This window comes from Leptothoe sp. ISB3NOV94-8A, from assembly GCF_043421595.1.
GTDB classification, from domain to species: Bacteria; Cyanobacteriota; Cyanobacteriia; order Phormidesmidales; family Phormidesmidaceae; genus Leptothoe; species Leptothoe turfae.
Window position 1 is genome coordinate 3,474,128 of sequence record NZ_JAXSQW010000001.1, and the last position, 25,643, is coordinate 3,499,770.

23 protein-coding genes and 1 pseudogene are annotated in these 25,643 nt (G+C 48.2%); 13 read left to right on the forward strand and 11 right to left on the reverse strand.

The window, feature by feature from the left end; all coding sequences use genetic code 11:
- Window positions 1-102 precede the first annotated feature (102 nt).
- The 3 genes and pseudogenes from ggt to malQ all read right to left on the reverse strand — a co-directional run.
- The gene (gene ggt / locus SPB21_RS14660; protein WP_499867007.1) at window positions 103-1,683 is read right to left on the reverse strand and encodes a gamma-glutamyltransferase; all 1,581 of its coding nucleotides are present in this window, start codon (window positions 1,681-1,683) and stop codon (window positions 103-105) included.
- Between the two features lie 163 nt (window positions 1,684-1,846).
- Window positions 1,847-2,611 carry a response regulator transcription factor gene (locus SPB21_RS14665; protein ID WP_163660800.1) on the reverse strand — a complete coding sequence of 255 codons (765 nt, stop codon included), beginning with the start codon at window positions 2,609-2,611 and terminating at the stop codon, window positions 1,847-1,849.
- Window positions 2,612-2,940: 329 nt separating this feature from the next.
- Window positions 2,941-4,458: pseudogene (malQ, locus tag SPB21_RS14670) on the reverse strand (4-alpha-glucanotransferase); the annotation flags it as partial.
- Window positions 4,459-4,664: 206 nt separating this feature from the next.
- On the opposite strand from malQ, the gene SPB21_RS14675 reads away from it, so the two are divergent.
- From SPB21_RS14675 to SPB21_RS14695, 5 genes are all read left to right on the forward strand, one after another.
- Window positions 4,665-5,090, forward strand: coding sequence for an NUDIX domain-containing protein (locus SPB21_RS14675; protein WP_163660796.1), 426 nt, complete (start codon window positions 4,665-4,667; stop codon window positions 5,088-5,090).
- A complete protein-coding gene (locus SPB21_RS14680; protein ID WP_499867008.1) occupies window positions 5,071-5,244 on the forward strand; it encodes a hypothetical protein in 174 nt (57 codons plus the stop codon). Before SPB21_RS14675 ends, SPB21_RS14680 begins: the two co-directional genes overlap by 20 nt.
- Window positions 5,245-5,364: 120 nt before the next feature.
- Entirely contained in the window at window positions 5,365-6,570 is a 1,206-nt protein-coding gene (locus SPB21_RS14685; RefSeq protein ID WP_499061878.1) for a sigma-70 family RNA polymerase sigma factor, read from the forward strand.
- Window positions 6,567-7,700, forward strand: coding sequence for a DUF1822 family protein (locus tag SPB21_RS14690; protein ID WP_499867009.1), 1,134 nt, complete (start codon window positions 6,567-6,569; stop codon window positions 7,698-7,700). Before SPB21_RS14685 ends, SPB21_RS14690 begins: the two co-directional genes overlap by 4 nt.
- A 194-nt stretch (window positions 7,701-7,894) precedes the next feature.
- Window positions 7,895-8,437 (forward strand): sunset domain-containing protein, encoded by a 543-nt coding sequence (locus SPB21_RS14695; RefSeq protein WP_163696892.1) that lies wholly within the window; start codon window positions 7,895-7,897, stop codon window positions 8,435-8,437.
- Window positions 8,438-8,460: 23 nt separating this feature from the next.
- Here SPB21_RS14695 and SPB21_RS14700 read toward each other — a convergent pair whose 3' ends face one another.
- Window positions 8,461-9,444 carry a GlxA family transcriptional regulator gene (locus tag SPB21_RS14700; protein WP_163696894.1) on the reverse strand — a complete coding sequence of 328 codons (984 nt, stop codon included), beginning with the start codon at window positions 9,442-9,444 and terminating at the stop codon, window positions 8,461-8,463.
- Window positions 9,445-9,545: 101 nt separating this feature from the next.
- Here SPB21_RS14700 and SPB21_RS14705 point away from each other — a divergent pair, with 101 nt between their 5' ends.
- The 4 genes from SPB21_RS14705 to SPB21_RS14720 all read left to right on the forward strand — a co-directional run bounded on the left by SPB21_RS14705 (window position 9,546) and on the right by SPB21_RS14720 (window position 11,860).
- Complete coding sequence (locus SPB21_RS14705) at window positions 9,546-9,926, forward strand: Cif family virulence factor (RefSeq protein WP_163660783.1); 381 nt, start codon at window positions 9,546-9,548, stop codon at window positions 9,924-9,926.
- Window positions 9,927-9,998: 72 nt separating this feature from the next.
- Window positions 9,999-10,139, forward strand: coding sequence for a hypothetical protein (locus SPB21_RS14710; RefSeq protein ID WP_163696898.1), 141 nt, complete (start codon window positions 9,999-10,001; stop codon window positions 10,137-10,139).
- Between the two features lie 73 nt (window positions 10,140-10,212).
- Entirely contained in the window at window positions 10,213-11,136 is a 924-nt protein-coding gene (locus SPB21_RS14715; RefSeq protein ID WP_499867010.1) for a formylglycine-generating enzyme family protein, read from the forward strand.
- A gap of 397 nt (window positions 11,137-11,533) precedes the next feature.
- A complete protein-coding gene (locus SPB21_RS14720; protein ID WP_163660779.1) occupies window positions 11,534-11,860 on the forward strand; it encodes a hypothetical protein in 327 nt (108 codons plus the stop codon).
- 126 nt (window positions 11,861-11,986) lie between these two features.
- On the opposite strand, the gene SPB21_RS14725 is transcribed toward SPB21_RS14720, so the two are convergent.
- Together SPB21_RS14725 and recJ are read right to left on the reverse strand one after the other, a co-directional pair.
- A complete protein-coding gene (locus SPB21_RS14725; RefSeq protein ID WP_499867011.1) occupies window positions 11,987-13,021 on the reverse strand; it encodes a hypothetical protein in 1,035 nt (344 codons plus the stop codon).
- 123 nt (window positions 13,022-13,144) lie between these two features.
- Window positions 13,145-15,511, reverse strand: coding sequence for a single-stranded-DNA-specific exonuclease RecJ (gene recJ, locus SPB21_RS14730; protein WP_499867013.1), 2,367 nt, complete (start codon window positions 15,509-15,511; stop codon window positions 13,145-13,147).
- A 163-nt stretch (window positions 15,512-15,674) separates the two neighbouring features.
- Between recJ and SPB21_RS14735 the strand changes: the two genes are divergently transcribed.
- The 3 genes from SPB21_RS14735 (at window position 15,675) to SPB21_RS14745 (ending at window position 19,368) form a co-directional block, all read left to right on the forward strand.
- The gene (locus tag SPB21_RS14735; RefSeq protein ID WP_163660773.1) at window positions 15,675-16,868 is read left to right on the forward strand and encodes an AI-2E family transporter; all 1,194 of its coding nucleotides are present in this window, start codon (window positions 15,675-15,677) and stop codon (window positions 16,866-16,868) included.
- A 67-nt stretch (window positions 16,869-16,935) separates the two neighbouring features.
- Window positions 16,936-18,471 (forward strand): AAA family ATPase, encoded by a 1,536-nt coding sequence (locus tag SPB21_RS14740; RefSeq protein WP_499867014.1) that lies wholly within the window; start codon window positions 16,936-16,938, stop codon window positions 18,469-18,471.
- A gap of 462 nt (window positions 18,472-18,933) precedes the next feature.
- A complete protein-coding gene (locus SPB21_RS14745; RefSeq protein WP_163660769.1) occupies window positions 18,934-19,368 on the forward strand; it encodes an FxLYD domain-containing protein in 435 nt (144 codons plus the stop codon).
- 101 nt (window positions 19,369-19,469) lie between these two features.
- On the opposite strand, the gene SPB21_RS14750 is transcribed toward SPB21_RS14745, so the two are convergent.
- The 5 genes from SPB21_RS14750 to SPB21_RS14770 all read right to left on the reverse strand — a co-directional run bounded on the left by SPB21_RS14750 (window position 19,470) and on the right by SPB21_RS14770 (window position 22,993).
- Window positions 19,470-19,769 carry a YggT family protein gene (locus SPB21_RS14750; RefSeq protein WP_006515111.1) on the reverse strand — a complete coding sequence of 100 codons (300 nt, stop codon included), beginning with the start codon at window positions 19,767-19,769 and terminating at the stop codon, window positions 19,470-19,472.
- A gap of 266 nt (window positions 19,770-20,035) precedes the next feature.
- Window positions 20,036-20,353, reverse strand: coding sequence for a ssl2009 family thylakoid membrane protein (locus tag SPB21_RS14755; protein ID WP_163660767.1), 318 nt, complete (start codon window positions 20,351-20,353; stop codon window positions 20,036-20,038).
- A gap of 12 nt (window positions 20,354-20,365) precedes the next feature.
- Complete coding sequence (gene upp, locus SPB21_RS14760; protein ID WP_163660765.1) at window positions 20,366-21,022, reverse strand: uracil phosphoribosyltransferase; 657 nt, start codon at window positions 21,020-21,022, stop codon at window positions 20,366-20,368.
- A 127-nt stretch (window positions 21,023-21,149) separates the two neighbouring features.
- On the reverse strand, window positions 21,150-21,518 hold the full coding sequence (locus SPB21_RS14765; RefSeq protein ID WP_006515114.1) for a response regulator transcription factor: 369 nt from the start codon (window positions 21,516-21,518) through the stop codon (window positions 21,150-21,152).
- 242 nt (window positions 21,519-21,760) lie between these two features.
- The gene (locus SPB21_RS14770; protein WP_499867016.1) at window positions 21,761-22,993 is read right to left on the reverse strand and encodes a DUF790 family protein; all 1,233 of its coding nucleotides are present in this window, start codon (window positions 22,991-22,993) and stop codon (window positions 21,761-21,763) included.
- 188 nt (window positions 22,994-23,181) lie between these two features.
- Between SPB21_RS14770 and SPB21_RS14775 the strand changes: the two genes are divergently transcribed.
- A complete protein-coding gene (locus tag SPB21_RS14775) occupies window positions 23,182-25,638 on the forward strand; it encodes an endonuclease MutS2 (protein ID WP_499867017.1) in 2,457 nt (818 codons plus the stop codon).
- The last annotated feature ends 5 nt before the right edge of the window (window positions 25,639-25,643 follow it).

Sequence of the window (25,643 nt, forward strand, 5' to 3'; positions counted from 1 at the left end):
TAGCTATTTCCTGGCCAGCCAAATAACCTTTTTCTAAAAAAATTTTATTTTGCCTTTATTTATCTTTTGTGAACCGATCTGAAGGGTCTGCTCGATTTCACTCTAACCAACGCCAATGGCTAAACCGTCACTTCGGGGGTCACAGGCCCCAAAAAGACGGGTCTTCTGCACCTGAATCATGTGGGCATGGCCCATGGCTTCGGACCAATTCGCCTCGATTTGAAGCTGATGTTTGCGCTGGCGTAGCCCATGGCAAATGTCATCACTAATACGTCCTTCTAACGCCAGTCGAGCAGACGTTTCACCCCAGGTACGGCCCCAACGCCAGCGGGGCATATTGATGGCAGTTTGAATATCGACGCCCAGATCTAAGACACGGGTAAGCAGGGCAACTTGGGTTTGAGGCTGACCTTCCCCACCCATGGTCCCAAAAACCAGGTGAGGTCGTTCATGTTGCAAAGCCATCCCAGGAATCAATGTCTGGAGGGGGCGTTTACCAGGAGCTACTCCATTGGCATGGTTTGGATCAGGGGAAAAGATAGCACCTCGATTGTTAAGCACAAAGCCTAGTTCTGGGGGCGCAACGCCACAGCCATAGTCAAAATATAAACTTTGCAGCCAGGAAACAGCGTTACCGTAGCGATCTACAACCGCTGCATAGATAGTATCGCCCCCCTTTGGCAAGGGGTTTTCAACTCGGGCCTGGGATAAATTAATTTGAGTTCTTAGCCGATCGGCATAGGCCTTTGAGGCTAACTGCTCTAGTGGGACATGGGTAAATGAGGGATCGCCAATCCAACGGTCACGATCGCAAAACGCCAGCTTAGTCGCTTCCACCATCAGATGGTAATAGCTGACCTCATCCAAATTAGCGATGTCGTAGGGCTCAATTAAATTCAGAATCTGCAACACTGACAGCCCCTGAGTATTGGGGGGCAGCTGATAGATGGTATGGTCTCGATAGGTGGTCGTCATCGGCTCCACCCAGTCGCTCTGGTGATTGGCAAAATCTCCCAAGCTCAGGGGACTCCCCAGGGGCGCAACATAATCAACAATGGCGCGGGCAATAGGCCCACGATAAAAAGCATCCACACCATCCCTAGCCAGGGTTTCCAGTACCTGTGCTAATGCTGGATTTTTAACCGTGCAACCAGGACGTTGTTCAGGGGCCAAAAATGTGGCTGCTGCCCCAGCGTCCCTAATCAATAGGTCTCGATCTTTCCGAGTCCAGCGAAACTGGGATGACGACAGCGGGTAGCCCTTTTGGGCCAGCTCTATAGCAGGCTTCAGCAGAGATGCCCAGGGCCACTGCCCAAACCGTTGATGGGCCTCCCACCAAGCATCAACAGCTCCAGGTACCGTTATGGCAGCGGCGGCCCCTCGCTGCGAGAGCACCATGGGCTTATTCAAGCAGGCAGCCGAACGACCTGATCCATTCAAGCCGTTTACCTGCCGAGTGGACGCATCATAAATCAACCACAGACCATCCCCACCCAGACCATTCATGTGGGGATAGGTAACTGACAGGGCAGCACTGACAGCAATGGCTGCATCGACAGCATTGCCACCCTGCTGCAAAATTGTCTCACCAGCTTTGGCGGCAACCGTGTGGGGTGAAACCACCATGCCGTGGAGAAACTGTTTACGCTTTACCGCAACCGGTTCATGGGGGATTTTGACCATAGCGAAGAGGGTTGGCAGTATCCATCCTACGCCCCATAACAATTCACTATCCTGTAGCCCTTAGGCATAGATATGCTTAAGGGCATAGATATCTTAACAATCAGTCAGCTATGGATTCGGACCAATTGCAGTATTAAGTACTGCAACTTTGCATTCTAATCATTTAACCCAATCGATAACCAAACCCACGCACAGTCTTCAAGTACTTAGGCTTACTTGGATCTTCTTCCAATTTTTCGCGCAACCAACGGATGTGCACATCCACTGTCTTGTTATCCCCCATAAAGTCATACCCCCAGACACGATCAATAATCTGATCTCGGGACCACACCCGACGAGGTCGTCCCATAAACAGCTCTAGGATTTTGAATTCTTTTGGCGACAAGTTAAGTTCAACATCGTTGAGAAATGCCCTGCACTCATTGGGATGTAGCGTAATACCCTCAAAGCGCAGTGCGGAACTATCTTCTGACTTAGCCGTAGATTGATAGCGGCGCAGCAAAGCCCGACATCTAGCAATCAGCTCACGCATGCCAAATGGCTTAGACAGGTAGTCATCGGCACCCACTTCTAAACCGACAACGCGATCCATTTCTGTCCCCTTGGCACTGAGGATCAAAATGGGCACATTCAGACCTCGATGCCGTACCAATCGACAAAGATCTAATCCATTCATTCCTGGCAACATCAGATCCAAAATCACCAGACTGATGTCTGGAATTGCATCTTTGCTACCATCAGCCGAACCCAGTAATTTCTCTAACGCTGTTGGGCCGTCTGCGGCAACGACAATTTCAAATCCTTCTTCAGCTAAGGCCAGCGCTACTGTCTCTCTGATCAGCTCTTCGTCTTCAACGACTAACACTCTACCTAAACCTACCCGCAGCGAGGACTGGATAGGAGCTAGCCCGCTAGAAACCATGGCCATACATGTCGCCTTAATTACCTCTAGGTTGGATTCTATCAGGGATATTGCAAGGAAGACCCCTGTTTGAACTGATCATTTTCAGTAAATTTGACTACACGTCGAGTTGTGTAGGGGAAACTCCACAAGCTATAAACCAGTCTTCCACCTCTGTTAACTTGACCCATAAATCATTCTGGAGCGTTAACTAAATTTTTATCTTCTCGAAATTTTTCTATTAACTTCGTTTACAAACACAGACAAAGTTAATAGAGATTTTCATGACAAAACTTAAGCAATGGCTACGTCATTGCCCGATCAATATCAAGTAAATCCATCAAGATTGACGATGTTTAGGGCCATTGATGGGTAGCGCGCCCGTACAACTCTGTGAGGGTTCTAAATTGATGGCATACAGTGGGATTCAACATGGCAGCATCAAACCGCCACTCCCAGTTACCTTCGGCGAGTCCTGGGGTATTCATGCGGGCTTCGGAGCCTAGACCGAGTAAATCTTGCAGGGGAACGATAGATAGAGTAGCCACAGAAGACAGGGCCAAACGAATCATCGCCCAATGCACTGATTCCGGGGCCACACCACCCACAAAGTCGATCAGGCGTTGTTTTTCATAATCATTGGCCTTGCTATACCAACCAACGGTGGTGTCATTGTCGTGGGTGCCTGTGTAAATAACAAAATTGCGATCGCAATTAAATGGCAAATACGGATTACGATGGTCCGAGCCAAAGGCAAACTGGAGAATCTTCATACCTGGGAAACCAAACTTATCCCGCAGAGCTTCTACTTCAGGGGTGATGATGCCAAGATCTTCTGCTAAAAACGGCAGCTTACCCAATACTTCTTCCACCCGTTCAAACAGCGGCACACCGGGTGCTTCAACCCACTGACCATTCATCGCGGTTTCTTCACCTTCAGGCACCGCCCAATAGGACTCAAACCCACGAAAATGATCAATGCGAATCTGATCCACATAGGATAGGGACGTTTTAATTCGTTTAAGCCACCAATCAAACTGGGTTTCTTCTAGCTCTTCCCAGTTATAGGTGGGGTTCCCCCACAGCTGACCGGTTTCACTAAAATAATCCGGCGGCACCCCTGCCATCTGAGACGGCAGCAGTGTCTCAGGGTCCACCATAAAGTTCTCGGGGAATGCCCATACATCCGCACTATCGTGGGCCACATATATCGGCATATCGCCAATAATCTGAATCTGTCGCTCATTAGCATAGGCTTTGAGGGCAAACCACTGGCGACAGAACTCAAACTGGAAAAACTTCTGCAAAAAGATGGCATCCGCCAACTTAGTTCGCCACAGGTCTAACGCTTCTGGTTCCCGCTTAGCAATTGCCCGGTCCCAATCAGTCCAGCTGGCCCCCTGATTGGCATCCTTCAGCGCCATAAACAGACTGTAATCCTCTAGCCAAAAGGCCTGGGCCTGACAAAACTCCTGAAACTCTTGAGGCTCCTTCATCTGGAATTTTTGAGCCGCTTTCTTTAGTAATTCCAGCTTATGGGGAATCACTTTGTGATATTCCACCCGCTCAGCGGAAAACTCAGGCACCTCTCCCAGATCAGCTTTCTCCAATAGCCCCTGCTCTGCTAATTCATCTAAGCTAATCAACAAAGGATTACCGGCCATGGCCGAATAGCACATGTAGGGAGAGTTACCGTGGCCCGTTGGTCCTAGGGGCAAAATTTGCCAAAGCTGCTGTTTAGTTTCCACTAAAAAATCCACAAAACCATAGGCCGCTTGTCCCAAATCTCCAATGCCATAACGACTGGGTAGCGACGTGGGGTGCAACAAAATACCACTAGCTCGGGTGAATGCCATGACGAAGGGTGAAGAATAAAGGGTACTGGGTTAGTTGAAGGGCAATGCCCACTGTTTTATAAAGGCATGGATGTAAAGACAGGGAGTCGCACAGCCGTTCTTCACCAAAGCAAAGTCTAAGAGCTTAAGCTTTGACAATGTCTTGGCCTTAATCCAAGCCAATTGACTTTAGCATGGTTATTTGATGCAAGACCGTCCTGTTAAGAACACCTGTTAGCGACCCTATGGCCTATCGCAATCCCGCTCCCACTGTCGACATCATTATTGAATTAATCGATCGACCAAATCGTCCGATTATTTTGATTGAGCGGTTGAACCCACCATTGGGTTGGGCAATTCCCGGTGGTTTTGTGGACTACGGCGAGTCGGTGGAAACAGCAGCAATTCGCGAGGCGAAAGAGGAAATTGGGTTAGATATCAAGCTACTAGAGCAATTTCATGTGTATTCTGACCCCAGCCGGGACCAACGTAAACACACCATTAGTATTGTTTTCTTAGCGACAGCTACTGGAGAACCCACTGCGGGGGACGATGCCAAAAACTTTAAGGTGTTCGATCTATGGGAGCTGCCTGATAGTCTCTGCTTTGATCATGACAAGATTCTGCAGGACTATTGGCATTATCGCCATTATGGAAAACGCCCGTGCTAAGACTATTGGCACTATCGCCATTATGGAAAACGACCGTGCTAAGGCTATTGGCATTATCGCCATTATGGAAAACGACCATACTAGGACTAAAGCTATGGCAGAGTCGTCTTTTGAAGCATTGCGGCTAAATCAAGTACGTCAATTTATAAGTTAACCGTGATCTTACGTAGAATCGAACGCATTATAGTATCGTAACCCTTAACCCTGAATGGAGCCAGAACTAATGACCCACAGGATTTGTCAACGTACTGCTGTGCAATTTTGTAATTAGACAATGCGTCCCCGGACTGACATTTTGGCAATTTTCTCCACATTTATCCAGTTCGAGGGAGATCGGTTTGATGCATGGGTATCTGAGCCACGCCTGGCCAGAAACATGCAACAGCAACTGCTTCAAAATAGACCATTGGAGCATTCAGAAAAGGATTGGGTCCTATATTGGTATCGACTCAGAGAGGAGACTCCTGACGCCACCAAACATCTATGGGCCTATTTGCAAGAACCCTGCTATTGGGCAGCCGATCATGTGACCCGTCGGTTTCCCATGGTTCAGTGCTCCCTTGCAGATGGCTTTCAGATTGCGATCGCACACGTTGATCGAATTCTCAATGGCTACAATCCTGACTACAGCAGCAATCTCAGAGCCTATGCCCGCACTGCATTTGGCAACTGCCTTAGAGACCAACTGCGCCAGCAACAAGCCATTAACATCAGTAGCGACTGGGGATTATTACGCAGACTGAGTCAAACGCAGTTAAAAAACTCCCTACAGTCAGCCGGATACATCCACTTAGACCCCTTAATCTTGATCTGGAAATGTTTTAAAGATGTTTGCATCCCTGAGCCAGGGCGGTTGGTTCGCGGATTACAGCCTCCAAACAAAGAACAATTACAGGCCATCTCTGCACGCTATAACCAACTTCGTTACAATCTGATCCCTAACTCTAACGGTGTAGATATAAGTATAGATGTTGGTACTAAAGAACTCTTGAGAGAGCTCACCCAGTTAGCTGCGATCGCGAGATCTTATTTGACACCTTCTATAACATCCCTCAATCAACCTCAATATGATGACTCCGGTGAAGAACAGCTAGATGCTCTACAAACCCATGACACTCCAATGACAGAGCTACTCGCTACTGAAGACTATAAAGAACAGCAACTACGTGCACAGCAAATTGGAGCCATCTTGAAAAATGAAGTGGCAAATTTAGATGCACCTAGTCAAACATTGTTAACCTTGTATTATCAGCAAGCACTTACCCAGAATGATATTGCCAATCAGCTAGATATCAAGCAATATCAAGTATCTCGTAAGCTTAGTCGAATCCGTCAACGCTTACTTCTCAGTGTTACAACCTGGAGTCAAGAAACCTTGCATATCCCCAATGAAGCTACCGTACTAGCTAGTGTTAGTGAGGTAATACATGAGTGGTTGCAGCGTCACTATTCCCCAGAGTTACCAAAGGTATTGGAATGAGCGTGTTATTTGACAATCCCGTACAGCCTGTTCTGGAAGTACCAACCGACCCGATCAAGTGGCAGCATAGTACGTCCATTTCCGATCCAGCTGCTCGCTGGCGTATCTATTTACACTCTTTGGGGCTAGAGGCACTCATGTCATGGTTCCAGGAAGAATTTGACCAAGCTGTGGGTTCATGGCCCCATGCAGCCCCCTTTGACATCTGGCATGTTGTCGAGGGCTTACCCCTATCACTGGGCAACAACCGAATTGTGGTAATTCTTGCCGAAACAATCGATGCAGCGGAATTAAGAGTACCTCAAGAATGGGTTGATCTACCTGGCTGGTCTGCAGATTATTACATTGCTGCCTACGTTGATGTTGATGAGCAACACCTGGTGTTGTGGGGCTACACGACCTACGGACAGCTTCAATTTAAGAGTGACTACGACTCTGCTGAACGTGTCTACCGCCTTAAGGAGATAGATTTAGTACAGGATTTTTCTACCTTTTGGGTCGCCCAGCAAATGGAACAAGTCCAATCTAGCCCAATAGATATGCTGCCTGATTTATCCGCCACTCAAGCGGAAAGCCTAGTGCAACAATTAGCGCATGTACCTGACCCTAGGCTAGCAATCAATTTTAGCCAGTGGGGGGCATTGTTTAGCAACGACCAGTGGCGACAAGCTTTATATATCAAGAGACAAAATGCCACTACCGTCAGCATCGAAGACTGGCTAGAAAATATCTTTGAGCAAGGCTGGCAAAGCTTAGATGTGTTGCTTCCTCAGTCTCAAATATCGAGGTTGCGCTCAGATGCTGACGGAACAGCTGTTCTCACCTGTGGCAAAAAGATCTTTCTGAATACTGCTCCCGATGATCTGTTGCTGATGTTTAGTGTGGATATTGAGGCCAACAAGCGTCGTAATATTCGGATTCAGCTTTATCCATCTAGCGACACCATCTTGCCTAACAATGTCATGCTCGCCTTAGAGCTATCAGAAACTGGGGAACTGCTAAAAAGTGTAAAAGCTGGGGCGCATGATGATTACATCCAGATTCCTCCGTTTCGTTGTTCAGCCGGTCAACGACTGAGGGTCCATATCCAGCTTGCCGAAAGCACCTGCCAAGAAGACTTCATTAGCTAAACGGTTGTCAGAGATATACAGTCTCTTGATGCCATCAAGTTAGTTGGGGATAACAAATCACTTAGAGCCCCCCCCCCTGAACCGCAATGACTTTATTTTACATAGCCTCACAAAAGCGTTAACTATACTGTCCTGTCATCCCATAATCAGACTAGTAAGCCTACAAAATAGGCATCAAGTTTAGGGAACAGTCCATGAAACCTATTTTGACGAAAGGGCAGTTAATCACCTGGAAAGAAGGCAGAGGCTTTGGCTTTATCAAAGCCCATCATGGAGGTAAAAACGTCTTCCTCCATATCAGTGCGCTTCCAGAAAATAGTCCTCACCCTAAGGTGGGCGATACTATTTTGTATCAGCGAGTTATCACTCCAAAAGGAAAAGTCCGGGCGGCGAAAGCATCCATCGCAGGCATCAAACCTAAATCACCAAAACCCAGTTTCCCTAAGCAAAAAAAAAGTGGGCGAATTCAAACTATGATCGGCGTGATTATGCTATCTGCCATGGCTCTGATCATTCTGGAGTTTAGGTCCAGCCGTTCTCCTGGCCTGATTACTGCCATTACCAAACCAGGTTGCACCATTAAAGGTAACATCTCCATCAATACGGGCAAAAAGATTTATCACCTACCAAATATGGCAGATTATCAAACAACCGTAATCAGTCCAGAACAGGGTGAAAAGTGGTTTTGTACAGAGGCAGAGGCTATGGAAAAGGGCTGGAGTAAAGCCTCTAAATAATTTTAACCAACTGCGCCTCAAAGTTAGCTAGTCACATCAGTTATCACTCGTACAGAAAATCGACGTCTATATTCACTGGGTTGCAGCCCGATCAACCGATAAAAGACTTTTCGAAACGCACCCTGATCTTCATATCCAACTTTCCAGGCAATTTCACTAAACGAGGTTTGAGAAAACTCTAGCATTTCTCTCGCTTTACCTACCCGCAAAGCCTGAAGATATTCAATAGGTTTCATGCCAGTCGCTTTTTTGAAACGACGTAAAAATGTGCGTTCTCCCAATACGGCCACAGTCGTCATATCAGCAATAGATATGGACTCACTGTAATGGGCTTGAAGCCAATGCTGTACTCGCAATATCGCCTCATCACCATGGTAGAACTGAGGCGCAAACTTGCTATAAAACCGTTGTTCTCGACCGTTAGGATCAATAAGAAAAAACTGGGCCACCTCTAGCATTACTGAAGGGCCTAAAAATCGGTCAATCAGACGCAAGCCCAAATCAATCCAAGCCGTCACACCTCCTGCGGTGATGATATCGCCATCCTCAATTACCATCTGCTCGGTCCGCACTCGCACCTTAGGAAATTGAGTTGCCAGCACCTCTTTCAAAGCCCAATGGGTGGTAGCAGGTCGGCCATCTAGCAAGCCAGTACGAGCCAGTACAAAGGCCGCTGTACAAATAGAACAAATGACAGCTCCTCCGTCATGTTGTGTTTTTAACCAGTCCAATAGCACAACGTCTGGCTCATCTGTTCCTTGGCTTTCAAGATTAGGGGGAATAATGACTACCGTTAGTTGATTTGGGCAGTCAGTATTATCCAGAACCTCTACGGATCCTGACTTCGGGGCTAGCTGCCAACGGCTGACTGACAATGGTTCCACAGTTCGTGGGGTATGCTCCATCGCTATCCGATTAGCTGTAAAAAACAGGTCCGTCAGACCATAAACCGCTGACAGCTGTGCACCAGGATACATCAGGAGACCAATCGTTATCTGCTGAACCATAGGTTGTCAGAAATGACATCAAATAAGTCGATTTTGACACTGTTTTTCCAGTTTGAGTATCACTAACCTGGGTAATGTATACCGGCAAAGGAATCCAAACAATGAACCAGGTCCCTCAAAATTCAACCTTGTTAACAGCTGTCAATGAAGCTAGTTCAAGATGGAAAATGGCATTTAACACAGGTGATGCCGCAGGCTGCACAGCTCAATATGAGGCATCTGCCATCATGCAGGCTATTCCCTTCGGTACTTTTACAGGGCACGCTGAGATCCAAGCATTTTGGCAACAACTGATTGATGATGGTTTTTCTGATGTGGAGTACATCGAACCTAAGATCAAAGTCCTGGATGCAACAACAGCTGTTTTATCTTCGAAATGGAAGATGAACAAGGCCCATGGAGTGATTCATAAAGAGCTATGGGTTTTGCAGGCTGATGGTACTGCTAAGCTGAAAGAAGATAGGTTCGAGGCGCAAGGTTAACTGCATGTAGGAGATAAAATGTACTGCCCTGAGAAGCTTGGTAATACGTGATTCGCATTGTAATTTGCAGGGATGGCAAAAGGCACAGCCACTTTTAGATCGTCTATTTTTATTGGGGATATTGTTGTCGAGACCGCTAGGGTTGAGGGCATTCAACAGTTTGGTCTGGGTTTGGGACCGCCGGGCGTAGTACAGGCATCCGTTTCGACATAATGCCGATAATATTCACAGCCCATTCTCAGGCTAACGCTTTAATATGTCATACGTCTTGGTGAGAGGAACAGCTATGACAAGGTCAATCCATAGAAACTTGAGTCTGTTGTCGCTGTTGATGCTGATCGGCTGTCAGGATGTCACATCTGGATCTACGCCTGAGATGACACAGGCGGACTGTGAGGCAATGCCAGGATTTGCATATGTGGAGGGTGGTGACTTTATTGCAGGTAGCGATCGCACCGAACGCGACTACGCCTATCGCATCAGTGCAGAAGGGTTTGCGGATTCGCCCGAGGATGTGGCTACAGCCGAAGCGGGCTACCGTCAGCGGGGTTGGTTTGAGCGGGAACCAGACAGACGCACAGAGACCTTGCCTTCATTCTGCATGGGCCAAAACCTGATCACCAATGCGGACTACCAGGCATTCGTGCTAACAACAGAGCATCGATCACCAGGGATTTCGGCAGCGGATTATCAGGAACAGGGCTTTTTAGTCCATGACTACAATGAGGTGGAACCTTATCTGTGGCATGAAGACCAATATCCAGCAGGGCAGGAAAATCATCCGGTGGTGCTGATTTCCTATGGAGATGCGGTGGCCTATGCAGAGTGGCGCTCTGGTCAAGATGGCGTCAGCTATCGGCTACCGACAGCATTGGAGTGGGAAAAGGCAGCGCGGGGGACAGATGGACGCTACTTTCCTTGGGGTCGTGAGTGGCGAGATGATGGGACAAATTGGGCCAAAAATGGTCCCTATGGGACAAGTGATGTAGGGACTTATCCATTGAGCCAGAGTCCTTACGGCATCGAGGATATGGCAGGAAATGTGTTTGAGTACACCAGCACTCTGACTAGAGGTGGCGCTGAGGTTTTCCTCAAGGGCTGCAGTTGGGACGATTTCCCCGGTTTTTGTCGCGCCGCCTACCAGCATGATCGGCCTGTAGAATCTCGACATATCCTATTTGGGTTCCGCCTAGTGATGGAGGACAACTAAGTCCTAAGCCACAAAAGTGCGGACATCCCCAACCCTGTTAAAGAAAAGATTCTCACCAATCTCTTCCTACAGACTCAATTGACTGAAATATTAGCCGAATATCCGAAATATTTAGCAGAGGCTATCCTGGTCCATCATAGCCAGTATGCTGGGCGGTTTTCTAGAATTAGGCTGGTTGCAGGCCCAAACTTTAGCCAGAGTTTTGCAGCATTGCCCCTATTTCCGTAGCCTGTATAAGCACAAACGGAAATCACAATCCCCATGTTCTACTTCACATCCTGGTAGGTCAACTTTAAAATTAGGGCGTTGCTGTAGATAAAGGATTATGGGTCGTTTACATTGGTTATGTCTGCTTAGCCTAGTTTTACTCTTACAAGCCTGTAGCAGTTTTGGCACCATGCCACCTCAATCAGTCATAGAACAAGGCCTAGCCATCAAAATGGCCCAAACCCAGCAGGCACTAATCATTCATCTAGCGCCCAAAGTACCTCAACTGCCCAACGTTAAACTCCGTCAGGTTGAAGTAACCCTACGCGAACCTCAAGATGACGATATATTTCACATTCAAGGCACCTACCAAGCTACCATCCAGCTAACCAGTCGAGAAAAAAAAGAATCTGGTCCATTTGATCTCTACCTTGCCAGAGAGAAAACAGAAGATACCGTCAGCTGGTTTTTGGTATCCGATGATCATAGAGAATTATTAATAACAAACCCTACGTAACACAAAGATAGCAGAGTACATTGAGCTTAATTCTAAAGGCTCCCTAATCATAAAAATAGAATGAGAAAACGTTCTCTTTGCCCTCAACATCGTATATGTCATACGTAAATGTGTGAGAAGAGAGGCCTATCTTTGATCTATACGCTGATCGGCAAACTGACGAATAAATCCGAACTTGTTCAACATGCTATTAAAAGGATCGTCAGTTTTTTTCTGTAACCGGTGTAGATCGTCTGCCACGCCATAAACTCCATCGGGCGTCAGAAAGAGAAACTGAATCAGGTCAGGTTCAGGTAGAGCATGGTCCTCGATGGGAGATGCTTTTGGCAGTAGCGTTTGAGCCATTTGAACAATTTCTTGAGCGACTTGGGCCACCTTGAGGTCAGCCCCCAACCCAACCATGCCACCCCCTGATGTGGGTCGAAAAGAAGCCTCGCCAGATAGAAACGCAGTCAACGATATCGCCCATTTTTCCGATGTGCGCTCATCCATCATACCAACGTCCATCAGCACAGCATACACTGGATCAATAGCACTGTCAGAACCCCCTGCCTGGCCAGCATCAATGTTAAAAATAGCCTCGCGCCAGGTTTGATAATCCGGTGTTATTCTCATGCGGTGATTGGAGGCATTGAACTGCCGTTCGCGCGGATTATCACCTTGCAAGGGTGTTTCACCTAAAAACTCTTTGATGGCTTGCAACGCTGCATCTACACCCTCACCATCATTGTAGTAGAGCATCTCTTTTTTCTGATCATCGCTGGTTGCAAACGTTAGGTTGTAGAACCAATGCGTTCCATAGTTACCATTGCGCTTTTTATATCGACGTTTGTGGGTACCTACGCTGACATCCTGTAGTGTGGAGAATTGCAGCTGCCAACGTTTAGTGCCAAGTAGGGTTTTGCGATCGCATCTAACTGCATCAACCGTCTTATCCAAGGTTAGCGTTTCCGACTGTAGCGCCAGGTAGAGCATATACAGGCCATAGGCTCCCAAAGCCGCCAGTAACCAGAAACCATAGGCAGGCACTTCTCCACTAGAAACGATAAGGATACATCCCAATACTGTTAGGCTCAAAATAATCAGTGGCAAAATCAACCCGTTGCGATCGCTGGCACTGACAATAACAAGTTCTAAATCAGTCTGTTTATTAATTCTCATCAGAATAGAAGCACGGCGCTGTTAGCTCAGGCTCAGCTTACAGCGCCACGGTGTTGCCTCAGCAGACATTCATGAAACGTTAAGACATCACTCAGGCTTGGGATTGTTCTAGCACTCATACGCTTATCGCTCCATAACCGTTTGAGCAACATTTACAGGCACATCAGAAAAGTACTTTCGCTGAAACTGTTCTTCTCGTAAACTTGCTAAGAACAACCGTAGCTTAGTCTGTTGTTGTTCTGTTGTTGCAGCCAGACTCGCATCATATAGGAGAGTGATGGCCATAGAGGAAAATAGTAAAGGAGATGGGGGAAGCCCTCCGACTTCCATAGGCGCATCCAAATCAGTCTCTCTGATCTGAAACCCTAAACTACCCAATGCAGCTAACCCAGCTCCTAACGCCACCTCTCCCAGCTCCAGCTTTGTCATTAGTTCTGCCACCGTCACACATGTCTCCGTGCGCGCCAGATACTTGGCAATACCGACTAGCCGCTTCCACACCTCAATCGGAGGCACCGGCTCAGGCTTGTCATAGGCCAACACCAAAGGCGCATGCTGCTGGTTAGCCTGATGAAACCAGGGGCGCAGGTCTTGCCATGTCGTCGGACACTGGGTAACCACCAGCGCATCGGATACATCTGTTGCAGAAGATTGGGCACGACAATCAATCACCTGCTGCTTGGGTATGGCCACCGACACAGCAGTCTCAGACTCCACAGAGCGCACATCGATCAACCGCACCTCATAGCCGCCATACTGGGGCTGTTTCCGTCGAGAATAGGCATTAAAATCTATCTCTACCACCACATCACAACGACCCACGGGCAGGTCATCTTTATAGTGGCCCCACCACAGTCCCGGAAATCCAGCTGTCGACGTATCGTCCTTGATCAAAAAATGGGTTTTGATAAATCTCAGCTTACGATGCGAGATTGGGTCTTTAATCTTCTGATGCCAAGTATTATCAAACCAAGCATGGCGAATCAACAATCGGGGCACCGGATTGCCCATGCCATAGGGCTCTAGCAAATTTAGCTGCTGAAATAACTCCTTACCCAGCTCACATACGCTCACGTCCAAGTCCACCTGAATCATCGGACCAGAGGTGACTCCCACCTGCCGCAGCTGCCGGTTCAGGGCATCGGCAAACACACCGACATTCTCCACCGGCAACGTCATGCCTGCCGCAAAGGGATGCCCGCCAAAGCTAGTTAATAGATGCGCCTGGTCTGTCACTAGCTGATACAGATCAATCTGATTCACTGACCGAGCTGAGCCCCGCGCTACCTCACCATCAATGGTGAGCAAAATTGTTGGCTTGCCGTACTCCTGAGCCACTTGACCAGCAACAATTCCCAATACACCCGTTGGCCATTGAGCATCGGCTAGCACAATTACCTGGGCAGTGGCCATATCTACCCCACTCAGCTGCTGGCTCACCTGAGTGTAAACATCCTTTTGCAAGGCCTTACGACGGGTATTGGCGATTTCCGTCTGTTCTGCTAGCTCCTGACAACGGTCTGGGTCTTGGCTGGTCAGCAGCTCAACGCAAAATCGGGCATCGCCATGGATACGGCTAACGGCGTTGATGCGGGGACCAATGCCAAAGGAAATGTCCGTAGGGCGATCGCCGGTTCGACGACACAGCCTCAGTAGCTGAGCCACCCCAGGACGAATTGGATCGTCTGTTGTTAGATGGGTCTGCAGTTGACGAATACCAATTTGTGCTAAGTAGCGACAGTCGTCGCTCAGCTGCACCAAGTCTGCAATTAGACCAATGGCCACTAAATCCGTCAGCTCTGCCAGAGGCCGTGTGGGTGTCAGACAGCCATAGAGTGCTTCGATTAACTTGTAGGCAACCGCAACACCAGACAGGTTAGCCAGGGGATGCTCGGGTTCAAAATAACGTGGATTAATGATGGCGACCACGTTCGGTCGCTCATCCGGCAAGGTGTGGTGATCGGTAATGATCGCATCGATCCCCAGTGTCCGGGCATGATCGATTTCTTGGAGGTTAGTACTCCCATTGTCACAGGTGATCACTAAGGTTGTCCCTGCATCTGCCAGGGCCTCAAGGCCATGGATAGACAGACCATGGGCATCAGTCAGCCGGTTAGGGATAAAGTAGTTGAGCTGTCCATCTGGAAAAAACTGGCGTAGACCATCCCACAACACCGCCGTAGAGGTAATACCGTCCGCATCAAAATCTCCCCAAATCGTGACGGTTTCTTGATGCTCCACGGCCTGAAGAATGCGTTCCACAGCTTGCTTCATTTCTGAGCCAAAAGCAGCTGGTGGAGTAGGCTGATAGGTATCAGGGGCAATAAACGCTGTTAGTTGCTCGGCTGTGCGAATGCCACGTTGCCACAGTAGTTCCGCCGCTCGCTTTGGCGGATTGGGTGAATTCGCAATCGTCTGGACAGTCTCGACCCAATCGGTGGAAATCGTCTCGTCGTTGGGGAGCTGCCACTGAGGAGTGGGTGTGGTCAAAATAACGGTGAATAGGCTAGTTTTTCTTTTGAAAGATTTTTATTTGTAGTAGGTTAGCTAAAATGGGCGGAATTCCGTCTGGTTATGGTGAGGTAGTTCTGTATTGGAGCAAATCCGATAACCAGTAAGCATAGTATGCCGTGGTGATAGTCAGGAGTATTTCGTGAAGCTTGGTGAATGGATTGGCCTGATCAGCATCTTAGCGACTTTCTATATTCTTTGGGCGCTACGGGCAATTTTACTGTTGGTGTTTATGGCAGTGGTGCTTGCGATCGCACTTAACAGCTTCGCACGTCGTGTACAGAAAACAGGCGTTCCCCGACGATTTGCCGTCCCCCTAGTACTGACGAGTAGTTTTTTAGTCGTTACCCTCTTTTTAGTTTTAGTAGTCCCCCCCTTTGTCGCACAATTTGAACTGTTAATCGCTCTCATCATTGATGCTATTCGCGAGCTCCCTGAAACGCTGGCTCAACTTGAAACGTACTTACCCGATCAGTTTCGTTTGCCCGAATTAGAGGAATTTATCAACTGGGCGACCTCTCCAGACTCAGCATTACTCAATGCTTTTAACAATTTAGATATTTTCAACAACTTTTTTACATTTTTCAACTCCTCACTGAGAGTTCTACTCCAATTTCTTCTGGTATTAATCCTATCCCTAATGTTCTTAGGGAATCCAACCATTTACCGCAACACTTTACTACGTCTCATACCATCCTTTTATCGCCGACGAGCAGATGGCATTTTACAAGATTGCGAAATCGCCCTATGCAACTGGATGGGAGGTATTGTTCTCAATTCAGTTTTTATCTTCTCTTTAAGTTTTGTCGGTCTGTGGGTATTACAAATCAAGTTTGTGCTAACTCATGCCCTACTAGCAGGCGTTCTCAACTTTATACCTAACGTCGGACCCAGCATAAGCGTTATTTTTCCAGCCATGGTGGCCCTTCAAGACCCCACCAACCCTTTAAAGATTGTTCCAGTTATTATTTGGTATGTCATCATCCAACAGATTGAAAGCTACTGGTTGACGCCAACGGTAATGGCCCGTCAAATCTCTTTGCCACCAGCATTCACCCTAATTTCCCAAATTTGTTTTGCCTTCATATTTGGTTTTCTCGGTCTTGTGTTAGCCCTACCGCTTGCCGTTGTCGCTAAAATCTGGCTACAGGAACTCGTAATCAAAGATATTCTTGACCAGTGGGAGGTTCCTAATTTTGCTCCTTGGAAAGTAGCTGTAGCCAATGGACCTGACAGTCCAGAATCTCTTCTTGATCAACCGGAACCATTCTCTGGAATCACACCGGACTCCAATGAAGAAGTTAAGGAGACAGGTAGTCCCATAAATAACGGCTAATCTGTTACTTTTCCTTTCTATTACTATCTGGGCATCCTGAGCCCAGCTACACCTGGATCGTTACCTTATGCCCTTTGCTGCCAGCGTTCGTCACCTGCAAACCTTAATCATGTCGTTTCATCCCATCATTGTGGTGGAAACAGTTGAAGAGGAACGCATACAGCAACTAATCAACAAAGCTACCCTGGATTTGCAACTCCCTATCTATGAATGGAGTATTGCTCAAGGGCTAGTCCGACTTGAGGGTAACCAGTATAACCGCTGGCAAAACGAATATGCACCACCTGGAGCCAGTCGTGCTGCTGTGGATCATGATACGGCTGAGCCCGTTGATGCACTGCGGCACATGCAAGCCGTTGCCCACCGCGCCATCTATTGGCTCAAAGATTTTTCTACCCACTTTAACGACCCGGTGGTCACCCGACTTTTCCGCGAAGTTGCCCAGCAGTTTGCCCACAACCAGTCCACTCTCCTGATCTCAGGTGAGCAAGTATCTCTATCACGGGAGATCGGACATGAGGCGGTCTATTTTGATATGCCTTTGCCTGATCGGGATGAATTGCATAAAGCCATTGTGGAAGCCGTACAGGCATTACGGGGACGCATCAAGGTCAAACTAAGCCCAGAGGAAATGCGTACCCTGGTTAGCACAACCCAGGGAATGACGCTAAACCAAACCAAAAAAGTGATTGCCTACGCCGCCCTAGAAGACGGTCACCTGACAGCCAAGGACATTAGTCGAGTCCTAGAGCGCAAGATGCAAATTATCCGTGAAAGCGGTTTACTTGACTATATACCGGTTGAAAAAAACACGGCTGAGCTGGGCGGTTTCGACAACTTAAAACATTGGTTAAATCGTGCTCGCACAGGCTTTAGCCCCCAGGCTCAGGCACTAAATCTCACACCACCGAAGGGCATCTTAATCGTAGGCATCCAGGGCTGTGGAAAATCCTTAGCGGCTAAAACCATTGCCCGTGAATGGCAAATACCCTTGCTCAAGCTGGATGCTGGGCGGCTCTACGATAAGTATGTGGGCGGCTCAGAAAAGAACTTTCGCCAAGCTGTTTCTCTAGCTGAGAAAATGGCCCCCGCTGTTCTGTGGATTGATGAAATCGAAAAAACCATGGGGGGTACCCAGAGCATGGATACGGATGGTGGTTTAAGCCGTCGCCTCTTTGGTTCGTTCTTAACCTGGCTCCAGGAAAAATCCCAAGAAGTTTTTGTTGTTGCCACAGCCAATGATATCTCACAGCTGCCGCCTGAACTGCTACGCAAGGGGCGCTTTGATGAGATTTTCTTTGTGGACTTACCCGATGCACAAGATCGCGCCAAAATTCTTACCATTCATCTCAATCGCCACCACCAAACTCCCGGAAATTTCAACATGGCCGAACTGGTTCAGGCTACCGAGGGCTTTAGCGGTGCCGAAATTCAGCAAATTATTGTATCAAGCTTATATCAATCCATACACGAGCAGTGCTCACTCGATACACCGTTACTGGTTCAAGCCATTAAAACAACCGTTCCTTTATCGATCTCTCGTCGAGAAGATATCCAAAGACTGCGTTGTATGGCGACCGATCGATTTGTACGAGTTAAGTAAATCTTTCAAGATGTAACTCTATCGGGGGCAACAACACTGAGAGCGGCCTTTTCCAAGAGTTTATGTAAACGCTTACTAAGCGGATCTTACAGTTTCTAACAGACAGACGGTGTTTTCGGGTATTCTCTGCAAAAGCTCTGTAACGTTGAGTACTTGCTCTTTTGCTCACAACTTTTTGACGCGTCAGGTGTTTGGACACAGGAGTCCATTGATCTGACATACCCGTTAGCTGACCTGACACACTATCTTACCGTTTTGGAGAAACCTCCCATGAACCCTGCTCAAATTCAAGGACTTTGGATTTGCCTGAGCTTTTCATTGGCAATGATCTTGCTAACACCAGTGCTCGTGTGGGTATTGCCCAATCGTCAGCAAACCGTTTAGAGAAGCACTTGTGCCATCAGGGTATGTTTTTGGCACCATAGACCCGTACCATAATTAAAACCTACCCTGATTTTTTCCATGGCTTTTCGTGCAACCATTGTCGCCTTTTTAATCATGTGCTTTGGGCTCATGGCATCACCAGCCCAGGCAATGACACCGTTAGACGTGTCTAACCTCGCTTACGCTGAGTGCCCAGCCGAATATGCAGAAGGCATCGTTGACTCAGGCAGCCTTGGCAAAGCTACCTGCTACTTGGTCACAGGCACATTAACCAACAACTCTGGTAAGCCCATTCTCAATGCTGATATTTTTGGTCGTATTTACGACAAAAACAACAATCCAGTCATGCAAAATCGTGGTCGACTCGGTGGCGTAGACTATGTTCCCCCTGGCAGCAGCGACTTTGAAATCCGTGTGTCCATCGCTGCCAATCAACCCCCACCGCTCAAGTTAAAGAACTTTAAGGCCTCTGGATTTGTAGGCAAAGTCAGACGCCAGGGTCGAATAGATTAAGTTGAAATCTTTGAGAACAAAAAAGGGCGATGCTGTTAGCATCGCCCTTTTTTGTTCAAACAAACTTTGCTCATTCTGGAAACATTGTTGCATGCAACCCGCTAGAAGCTCGAATAAGCCATGTAACCACTTGCAGCCAACGCATAGGTTGCTTGCACCAGAGCACTGCGAACAAACTGAAGCACAATAAAGGCCAAAATCGCAGAAAAATCAATTCCACCCAAAGGAGGAATCACCGATCGGAACAGATTCAAGTATGGATCGGTAATCTGACTAAGCGCAGACAGGAGAGGATTTCCCCAATCTAAGTTTGGTAGCCAGCTAAGCAGCACCCGTACCAACAGCAGAGCTAAATAGATACTGATAAACTGGGCTAACGCTGCAGGAATGACTTGAAGCATAGGTATCCTACCTTACGAAAATAGAGAATAACTCTAGGGCCTGGTGTTTAGTGTAACCGATGAGTTCTACAACCTAAAAGGGGTTTGATTCAAAGCATTACAACTTGAGTTTACGGTACCTCTCACCCCTTAGTAGAGTGTTGAAAGCCGATATAAACCGACAGTGTTGCTAATCTTCAGAACAGTTCTATCTGAAAGATACGGACATAGCGCAATTTTGCTAAATCCATGCGTCCCCTAAAGTCAATAGCAGCAAACCGACCGCATTAATCGGTGGTCGATGTTTCATAGTCAGCAGCTCGACCATTAGTACTTCCCAATTGCTCACGGACATCCTCAATGGCCGCATTTAGCTCAGAAATTTTATCCTCAAGACCGCGACGAGCAATTTCCATGCGTTCATCGTCACTTATATCAGCCAAATTTTGGCGAATATCTTCTGATAATTGACTAAAACTTGTACTTTTGTCATCCTCTACACGATTAATCCGATTGGCGGCAAGTACTCCAGCCACACCACCAACTAGCCCACCCAACAGAGCTCCTAGAAAAAATCCACCAGTGAAGTTACTCGATTGACTCATGATGTGACGTGATTAATTAGTACCAAATGTGCGATCCCCAGCATCGCCTAGACCTGGAACGATAAAGCCGTTTTCATCCAAACCTTCATCGATAATGCCTGCATAAATAACTAGTTGGGGGTACGCTTCAGCAAGTTTCTGTAGCGCTGGGGGAGCCGTTACTACTGAGACAATCCTAACCAGAGACGGGTCCACACCACGCTTCACTAACTCTGCCATAGTGGCCATCATTGTACCGCCCGTCGCCAACATTGGCTCACTGATCAAGATGCGAGTATTGGGACCAATCTGATCCGGCAGCTTATTCAGATAACAGCTGGCCTCCAGGGTTTCTTCATTGCGAACAAAACCAAGGTGATACACCGAAGCCGTAGGCAATGCCGATTGGACGCCTTCCATCAACGCCAACCCCGCCCTCAAAATGGGGATCACCATCAGCGGCATTTCAGGATTGATAAATGTCGCAGGGCTAGGAGCCAGCGGCGTTTCTATGGTGGCATCCACAGTGGGTAACCAATCATTACGAATTGCTTCATAGGTTAACCATCGCCCCATTTCAGTCATGGCACTGCGAAATACAGCAGACGGTGTGTTAACGTCCCGTAACACACCGAGCCAATGTTTGATTAATGGGTGAGGAGGAACGTGAATCCGCAGCTGAATTGCCATGGGAAATGCTAATAGAGACAGTAAGATGGGCTCAAATCTGCCCAATCATACGCCTTTGATAGCGAGGCGGTCTAGGGTTTAGGTGCTGGACTTTTTACCCACTCCCTAGGCCATAAGCCCCCTATACTTATCGCCCCCGCAGCAAGTGTTTAACCGTTTCCACCATCTCGGCCGGGCGAAACGGCTTGGCAATGTAGGCGTCTGCCCCCTGCTTCATCCCCCAATAACGGTCAAATTCTTCATTTTTAGATGAACAAATAACCACTGGCACGTCCTTTGTGGGGCCGTTGTTCTTGACCCAGCGGCACAGCTCATAGCCATTCATATTAGGCATAACGATATCAAGCACCACAAGATCCGGTGGCCTTGACGAAATCATGTCTTTTGCTTTCTCGCCATCTTCAGCTTCTAAAACAGTCATACCCGCTTTGATCAGGAGACCAGAGATCATCTCCCGTAGGGTTGAACTGTCATCCACAATCAAAACCGTGGTCATAATGCAGGGGATAGGTAGAGTTCCTCAAGTGTTAGTTAGCCCATATCAGAGGGCTAGATTAAACGTAACCAGCTAATAATACGAATTCAGTCGACTTCAAGCAATGACTTTTACTACGAGCGATAGTTAAACAGTTAGACGGCTCTAATTTAGAAATGTGGCCTTACTAGCTATCCCTATCGTATTAATTATTAATTATACGAAAAAGATAAGAAGCATTCGTCACGTCAGTTGCCTATTATTCATAGCTCTTCCAGCAGGCTCAGTAGAGATTTAGGCTGTAGCTTATCTTTAAACCAAACAATCTTGGCTGGTACATTGTCTATATCGATACCGGCTTTTGCTAAGTTTAGCCGTTCTGAAATAGCCAGAATCAAATTCTGACAGTCGGACTTTTGCACCTGGGCAAACTTTTTGCGCAGATACTCTGGTCGCCAGTACCCTACTATTTCCAATAAATAGACACGACCGTCGGGATGCACTAACCGAAAGTCAGGAATCATGACGCTGCCAGGGATTGGGATTAAATCAACTTCTCGTTCCAACTGCCACGGAGTTTTCCCCTTCTCCACAAGGGTCATCCAGCGGTCGGCAAAGGCGGCTTCAACCATACTGTCGTAGGGTTTACCCGGCGGGTAGTGACTTACCAGGTCACATTCAGAGTCAAGGGTATAGCTTTTTGCAGACAGCGCCTTGGTATAAGTGTCTTTCCATTGCAGTGTGGCGCTGAGGTGCCAACGTGTCACATGCAAAATAGCAGGTACTAACTTGGCAATATCGAGGCCATAGCGAGTACTGGCTTTGAAAAGACTGGCTGGACCGTCGATGGTAACGGTAAACCCCTGGTCTGCTTCCCCTTCAATGTAGGCCATCAACCGAAATAGCTTTAGATACCGGAACATCAGCTTGTACTCACCCGGATCATTACGGTGCAGATTTAAGACCACATGACTGGCTCGATAAAAGATGCCCTGTACTTGGGATAGGTTATAGCGATGGAGCAATGCCTCTGGTGTAGGGGCATCAAACTGGGTAAGAATACGATTCTCCTTAAGGTCAGCGTATAATCCCTGCTGAATGTGAATGGGCTCAACATCTTTGTCGAGTTCCTGGGTCAGCTGGCTGGCCAAGTTTTCTAGATGCTGCTGTGCTGCTGTAGGGGATGGCACACTCGCAGCGGCAAGGGCAAAGACACGCTGTCTTAATGCCTGAGGCTCTAGAGGGCTAACAATCTCAAATGTGCTGAAACTGCTGCGAAGGATATGGGCTAAGCCTCGTTTGATCCGGTAGTCGGTGTCTTCACCTTCAAGTTCTTGCAGTTTTTGGTTCAGGCTCCCTTGGGTATCGCCCACTGTCGCCTGGAATAGAGAAATGAGATTAGTTGCGATCGCAAGCCAATCTTTACTCAGCGGCAGCTGTTTTGCATCAATGGAGTCACCCCGAGGGCGATGGATTAGCAAGTCAGAAGGAAGCATGTTCCTAAGATAGAGGCTATATAGTTAGTTAAGAGCACAATTAATTTTGAGTTTTGAATTTTGAGTTTTGAATTTTGAGTTGTGTCCCCCTCAAGCCCTTTTTGGTCAGAGACATCTCAAACCAAGAACCAAGAACTAAGAACTCAAAAATTTCCTCACCCAGAGCATTACATATTCCCTTCTAACCCTTGATCCAGTCCGAAACCTTAGACCTCTTAGAATGGCCCCGTTTATGTCAGCAGTGGGCCACGTTTGCCGCTACTAAGCTGGGTGCCCTCGCCGCTCGCCACGGGCGCATTCCCGAGCACCAAAGCGAAAGTGAACAGCTTTTGGCTCAGACCCGTGAAGCCTACCGACTAGAAGAGAAATCCCCCCTTAATTTTCGGGGTGTTCAGGACATGGGTGATGCCCTTGAACGGGCGAAGCGTCAAGCCATTTTGTCTGGGGACGAGTTGTTGCACATTGCCACCACCCTAGCGGGTGCCCGTCAGTTACGCCGCACCATCGATGCCCAAGAGGAAGAGGCTTTCCCAGTGCTACAGGCCTTGGTGGGTCAGCTGCGTACCTATCCAGAATTAGAAAAAGAAATCCACCACTGCATCGACGATCGGGGTAAGGTTACCGACCGGGCCAATCCAAAACTGGCCGGCATTCGTAAAAACCTTAAAAGTACCCACGATCAGCTCCATGCCAAGTTACAGCGCATCATGCAACGGCATTCAGGGGCCTTGCAGGAAACCCTGATTACTCAGCGAGCCGGACGCTTTGTAATACCAGTGAAAGCCCCTCAGAAAGAGTCTATTCCCGGCATTGTCCATGATGTGTCTACAAGCGGTGCCACCCTATATATAGAACCCCAGGGTGTGGTGGAATTTGGCAACCGTCTACGTCAGCTAGAGCGTCAAGAGACCCGCGAAGAAGAATTGGTACGGCAGCGCCTGACTGGACAAGTGGCCGCAGTCAGCGAGGACCTGGAGCAGCTCATGGCCATCGTCACAACGTTGGATTTGGCCACTGCCCGGGCTCGCTACTCCCTCTGGTTAGAGGCTAATCCCCCTCGGTTTAGTGAAACCAATGAGCGCACGGTTCTGCGGCAGCTACGTCACCCCACATTAGTGTGGCAACAGCGCCATGAAGAAGGCCCCACGGTGGTTCCCACAGATATCACCATGCACCCCGATATTCGGGTAGTAGCCATTACAGGCCCCAATACCGGGGGTAAGACAGTCACGCTGAAAACCCTGGGGTTAGCAGCCCTGATGGCCAAGGTGGGACTATTTGTGCCTGCTCGTGAACCTGTAGAACTACCCTGGTTTGATCAGGTTTTAGCAGACATTGGTGACGAGCAATCGATTGAGCAAAGTCTGTCGACGTTTTCAGGACATATTCGCCGTATTGGTCAGATTTTGGATGCGATTGGGGCGGATGGGATAGACGATGCGGACAATACGGCAGCGGTGGGTAGTGCCCACCACACAAATTCGTTGGTGCTTTTGGATGAGGTGGGGGCGGGGACTGACCCGACAGAAGGTAGTGCGCTTGCGATCGCACTCCTGCAACACCTAGCCAACCACACTCGTCTAACCGTAGCTACGACTCACTTTGGTGAACTCAAGGCCCTCAAATATCAGGATGAGCGCTTTGAAAATGCCTCAGTGGAGTTTGATGACGTCAGCCTGTCTCCCACCTATCGGCTGCTGTGGGGTATTCCCGGTCGCTCCAATGCCCTCACCATTGCTCGACGGTTAGGGCTCAATCCCAACGTAATTGATACAGCCCAAACCTATGTGGGCGTGAGTAAACAAGATGATGTCAACCAGGTCATCGCTGGCCTTGAAGCCCAGCGTAAGCGGCAGGAGGACCAAGCTAAACAGGCTGCCGGAATCGTTGCCCAGGCCGAAGCCCTCAAAGCAGATATCGAACGCAAGGCTGCCGCTATTAAAGAGTGGGAACGCAGTCAAAAGCTAGAACAGGAAAAAGCGATTCAAGCAGCCGTGGCCGAAGCTAAAGCTGAAATTGCCACGGTTATTCGCCAGTTGCAAAAGGGAAATCCCACCGCCCAGGCCGCCCAAAGGGCAACCGAGTTAGTCGAAGACATTGCTCAGCAGCAACAGGTACCCAAGGGCAACCATCCTGCCAAAAAAGTAATCACCGACTACAAGCCTAAACTGGGTGAAAAAGTCCGTCTGATTGGTCTGGGGGGCCAAACTGCCGAAGTCGTCGGTGAACCCGATAGTGACGGTAAAGTGGCCGTGCGCTTTGGCTTGATGAAAACCATTGTCGATCTCAGTGACATTGAATCCCTCACGGGTCAAAAAACAGCGACGTCTAAACCCGCTGCCGAAAAAGCACCCGAGAAACGCCGCACAACGGTCAAAGTTGCCAAAAAGGAACCAGAGGCTCCAGCCGTACGCACCTCCAAAAACACCATTGACCTCAGGGGCATGCGTGTGGCTGAAGCCGAAGCCGACCTGGAAAACTTTATTGCCAAATCCACTGGCCCCATCTGGATCATCCATGGCCACGGCACTGGCAAACTAAAACGCGGTGTCCGCGAGTTTCTCAAGCGACATCCCCAGGTGCAGAGCTTTGACAACGCTGAACAGGCAGATGGTGGTACAGGGGTGACCGTAGCCCAGGTTTAAGATCA

What these genes read in the sequence shown, in the direction of transcription:
- SPB21_RS14710 (WP_163696898.1), top strand. Translation starts at nt 9,999, where the DNA reads ATGGCAAAAGGCACAGCCACTTTTAGATCGTCTATTTTTATTGGGGAT.
- SPB21_RS14695 (WP_163696892.1), top strand. Translation starts at nt 7,895, where the DNA reads ATGAAACCTATTTTGACGAAAGGGCAGTTAATCACCTGGAAAGAAGGC.
- SPB21_RS14685 (WP_499061878.1), top strand. Translation starts at nt 5,365, where the DNA reads ATGCGTCCCCGGACTGACATTTTGGCAATTTTCTCCACATTTATCCAG.
- SPB21_RS14725 (WP_499867011.1), bottom strand. Translation starts at nt 13,021, where the DNA reads ATGAGAATTAATAAACAGACTGATTTAGAACTTGTTATTGTCAGTGCC.
- SPB21_RS14740 (WP_499867014.1), top strand. Translation starts at nt 16,936, where the DNA reads ATGCCCTTTGCTGCCAGCGTTCGTCACCTGCAAACCTTAATCATGTCG.
- SPB21_RS14745 (WP_163660769.1), top strand. Translation starts at nt 18,934, where the DNA reads ATGGCTTTTCGTGCAACCATTGTCGCCTTTTTAATCATGTGCTTTGGG.
- SPB21_RS14665 (WP_163660800.1), bottom strand. Translation starts at nt 2,611, where the DNA reads ATGGCCATGGTTTCTAGCGGGCTAGCTCCTATCCAGTCCTCGCTGCGG.
- upp (WP_163660765.1), bottom strand. Translation starts at nt 21,022, where the DNA reads ATGGCAATTCAGCTGCGGATTCACGTTCCTCCTCACCCATTAATCAAA.
- SPB21_RS14700 (WP_163696894.1), bottom strand. Translation starts at nt 9,444, where the DNA reads ATGGTTCAGCAGATAACGATTGGTCTCCTGATGTATCCTGGTGCACAG.
- SPB21_RS14715 (WP_499867010.1), top strand. Translation starts at nt 10,213, where the DNA reads ATGACAAGGTCAATCCATAGAAACTTGAGTCTGTTGTCGCTGTTGATG.
- SPB21_RS14690 (WP_499867009.1), top strand. Translation starts at nt 6,567, where the DNA reads ATGAGCGTGTTATTTGACAATCCCGTACAGCCTGTTCTGGAAGTACCA.
- SPB21_RS14765 (WP_006515114.1), bottom strand. Translation starts at nt 21,518, where the DNA reads ATGACCACGGTTTTGATTGTGGATGACAGTTCAACCCTACGGGAGATG.
- SPB21_RS14755 (WP_163660767.1), bottom strand. Translation starts at nt 20,353, where the DNA reads ATGAGTCAATCGAGTAACTTCACTGGTGGATTTTTTCTAGGAGCTCTG.
- SPB21_RS14720 (WP_163660779.1), top strand. Translation starts at nt 11,534, where the DNA reads ATGCCACCTCAATCAGTCATAGAACAAGGCCTAGCCATCAAAATGGCC.
- ggt (WP_499867007.1), bottom strand. Translation starts at nt 1,683, where the DNA reads ATGGTCAAAATCCCCCATGAACCGGTTGCGGTAAAGCGTAAACAGTTT.
- SPB21_RS14750 (WP_006515111.1), bottom strand. Translation starts at nt 19,769, where the DNA reads ATGCTTCAAGTCATTCCTGCAGCGTTAGCCCAGTTTATCAGTATCTAT.
- SPB21_RS14675 (WP_163660796.1), top strand. Translation starts at nt 4,665, where the DNA reads ATGGCCTATCGCAATCCCGCTCCCACTGTCGACATCATTATTGAATTA.
- SPB21_RS14705 (WP_163660783.1), top strand. Translation starts at nt 9,546, where the DNA reads ATGAACCAGGTCCCTCAAAATTCAACCTTGTTAACAGCTGTCAATGAA.
- SPB21_RS14770 (WP_499867016.1), bottom strand. Translation starts at nt 22,993, where the DNA reads ATGCTTCCTTCTGACTTGCTAATCCATCGCCCTCGGGGTGACTCCATT.
- SPB21_RS14680 (WP_499867008.1), top strand. Translation starts at nt 5,071, where the DNA reads ATGGAAAACGCCCGTGCTAAGACTATTGGCACTATCGCCATTATGGAA.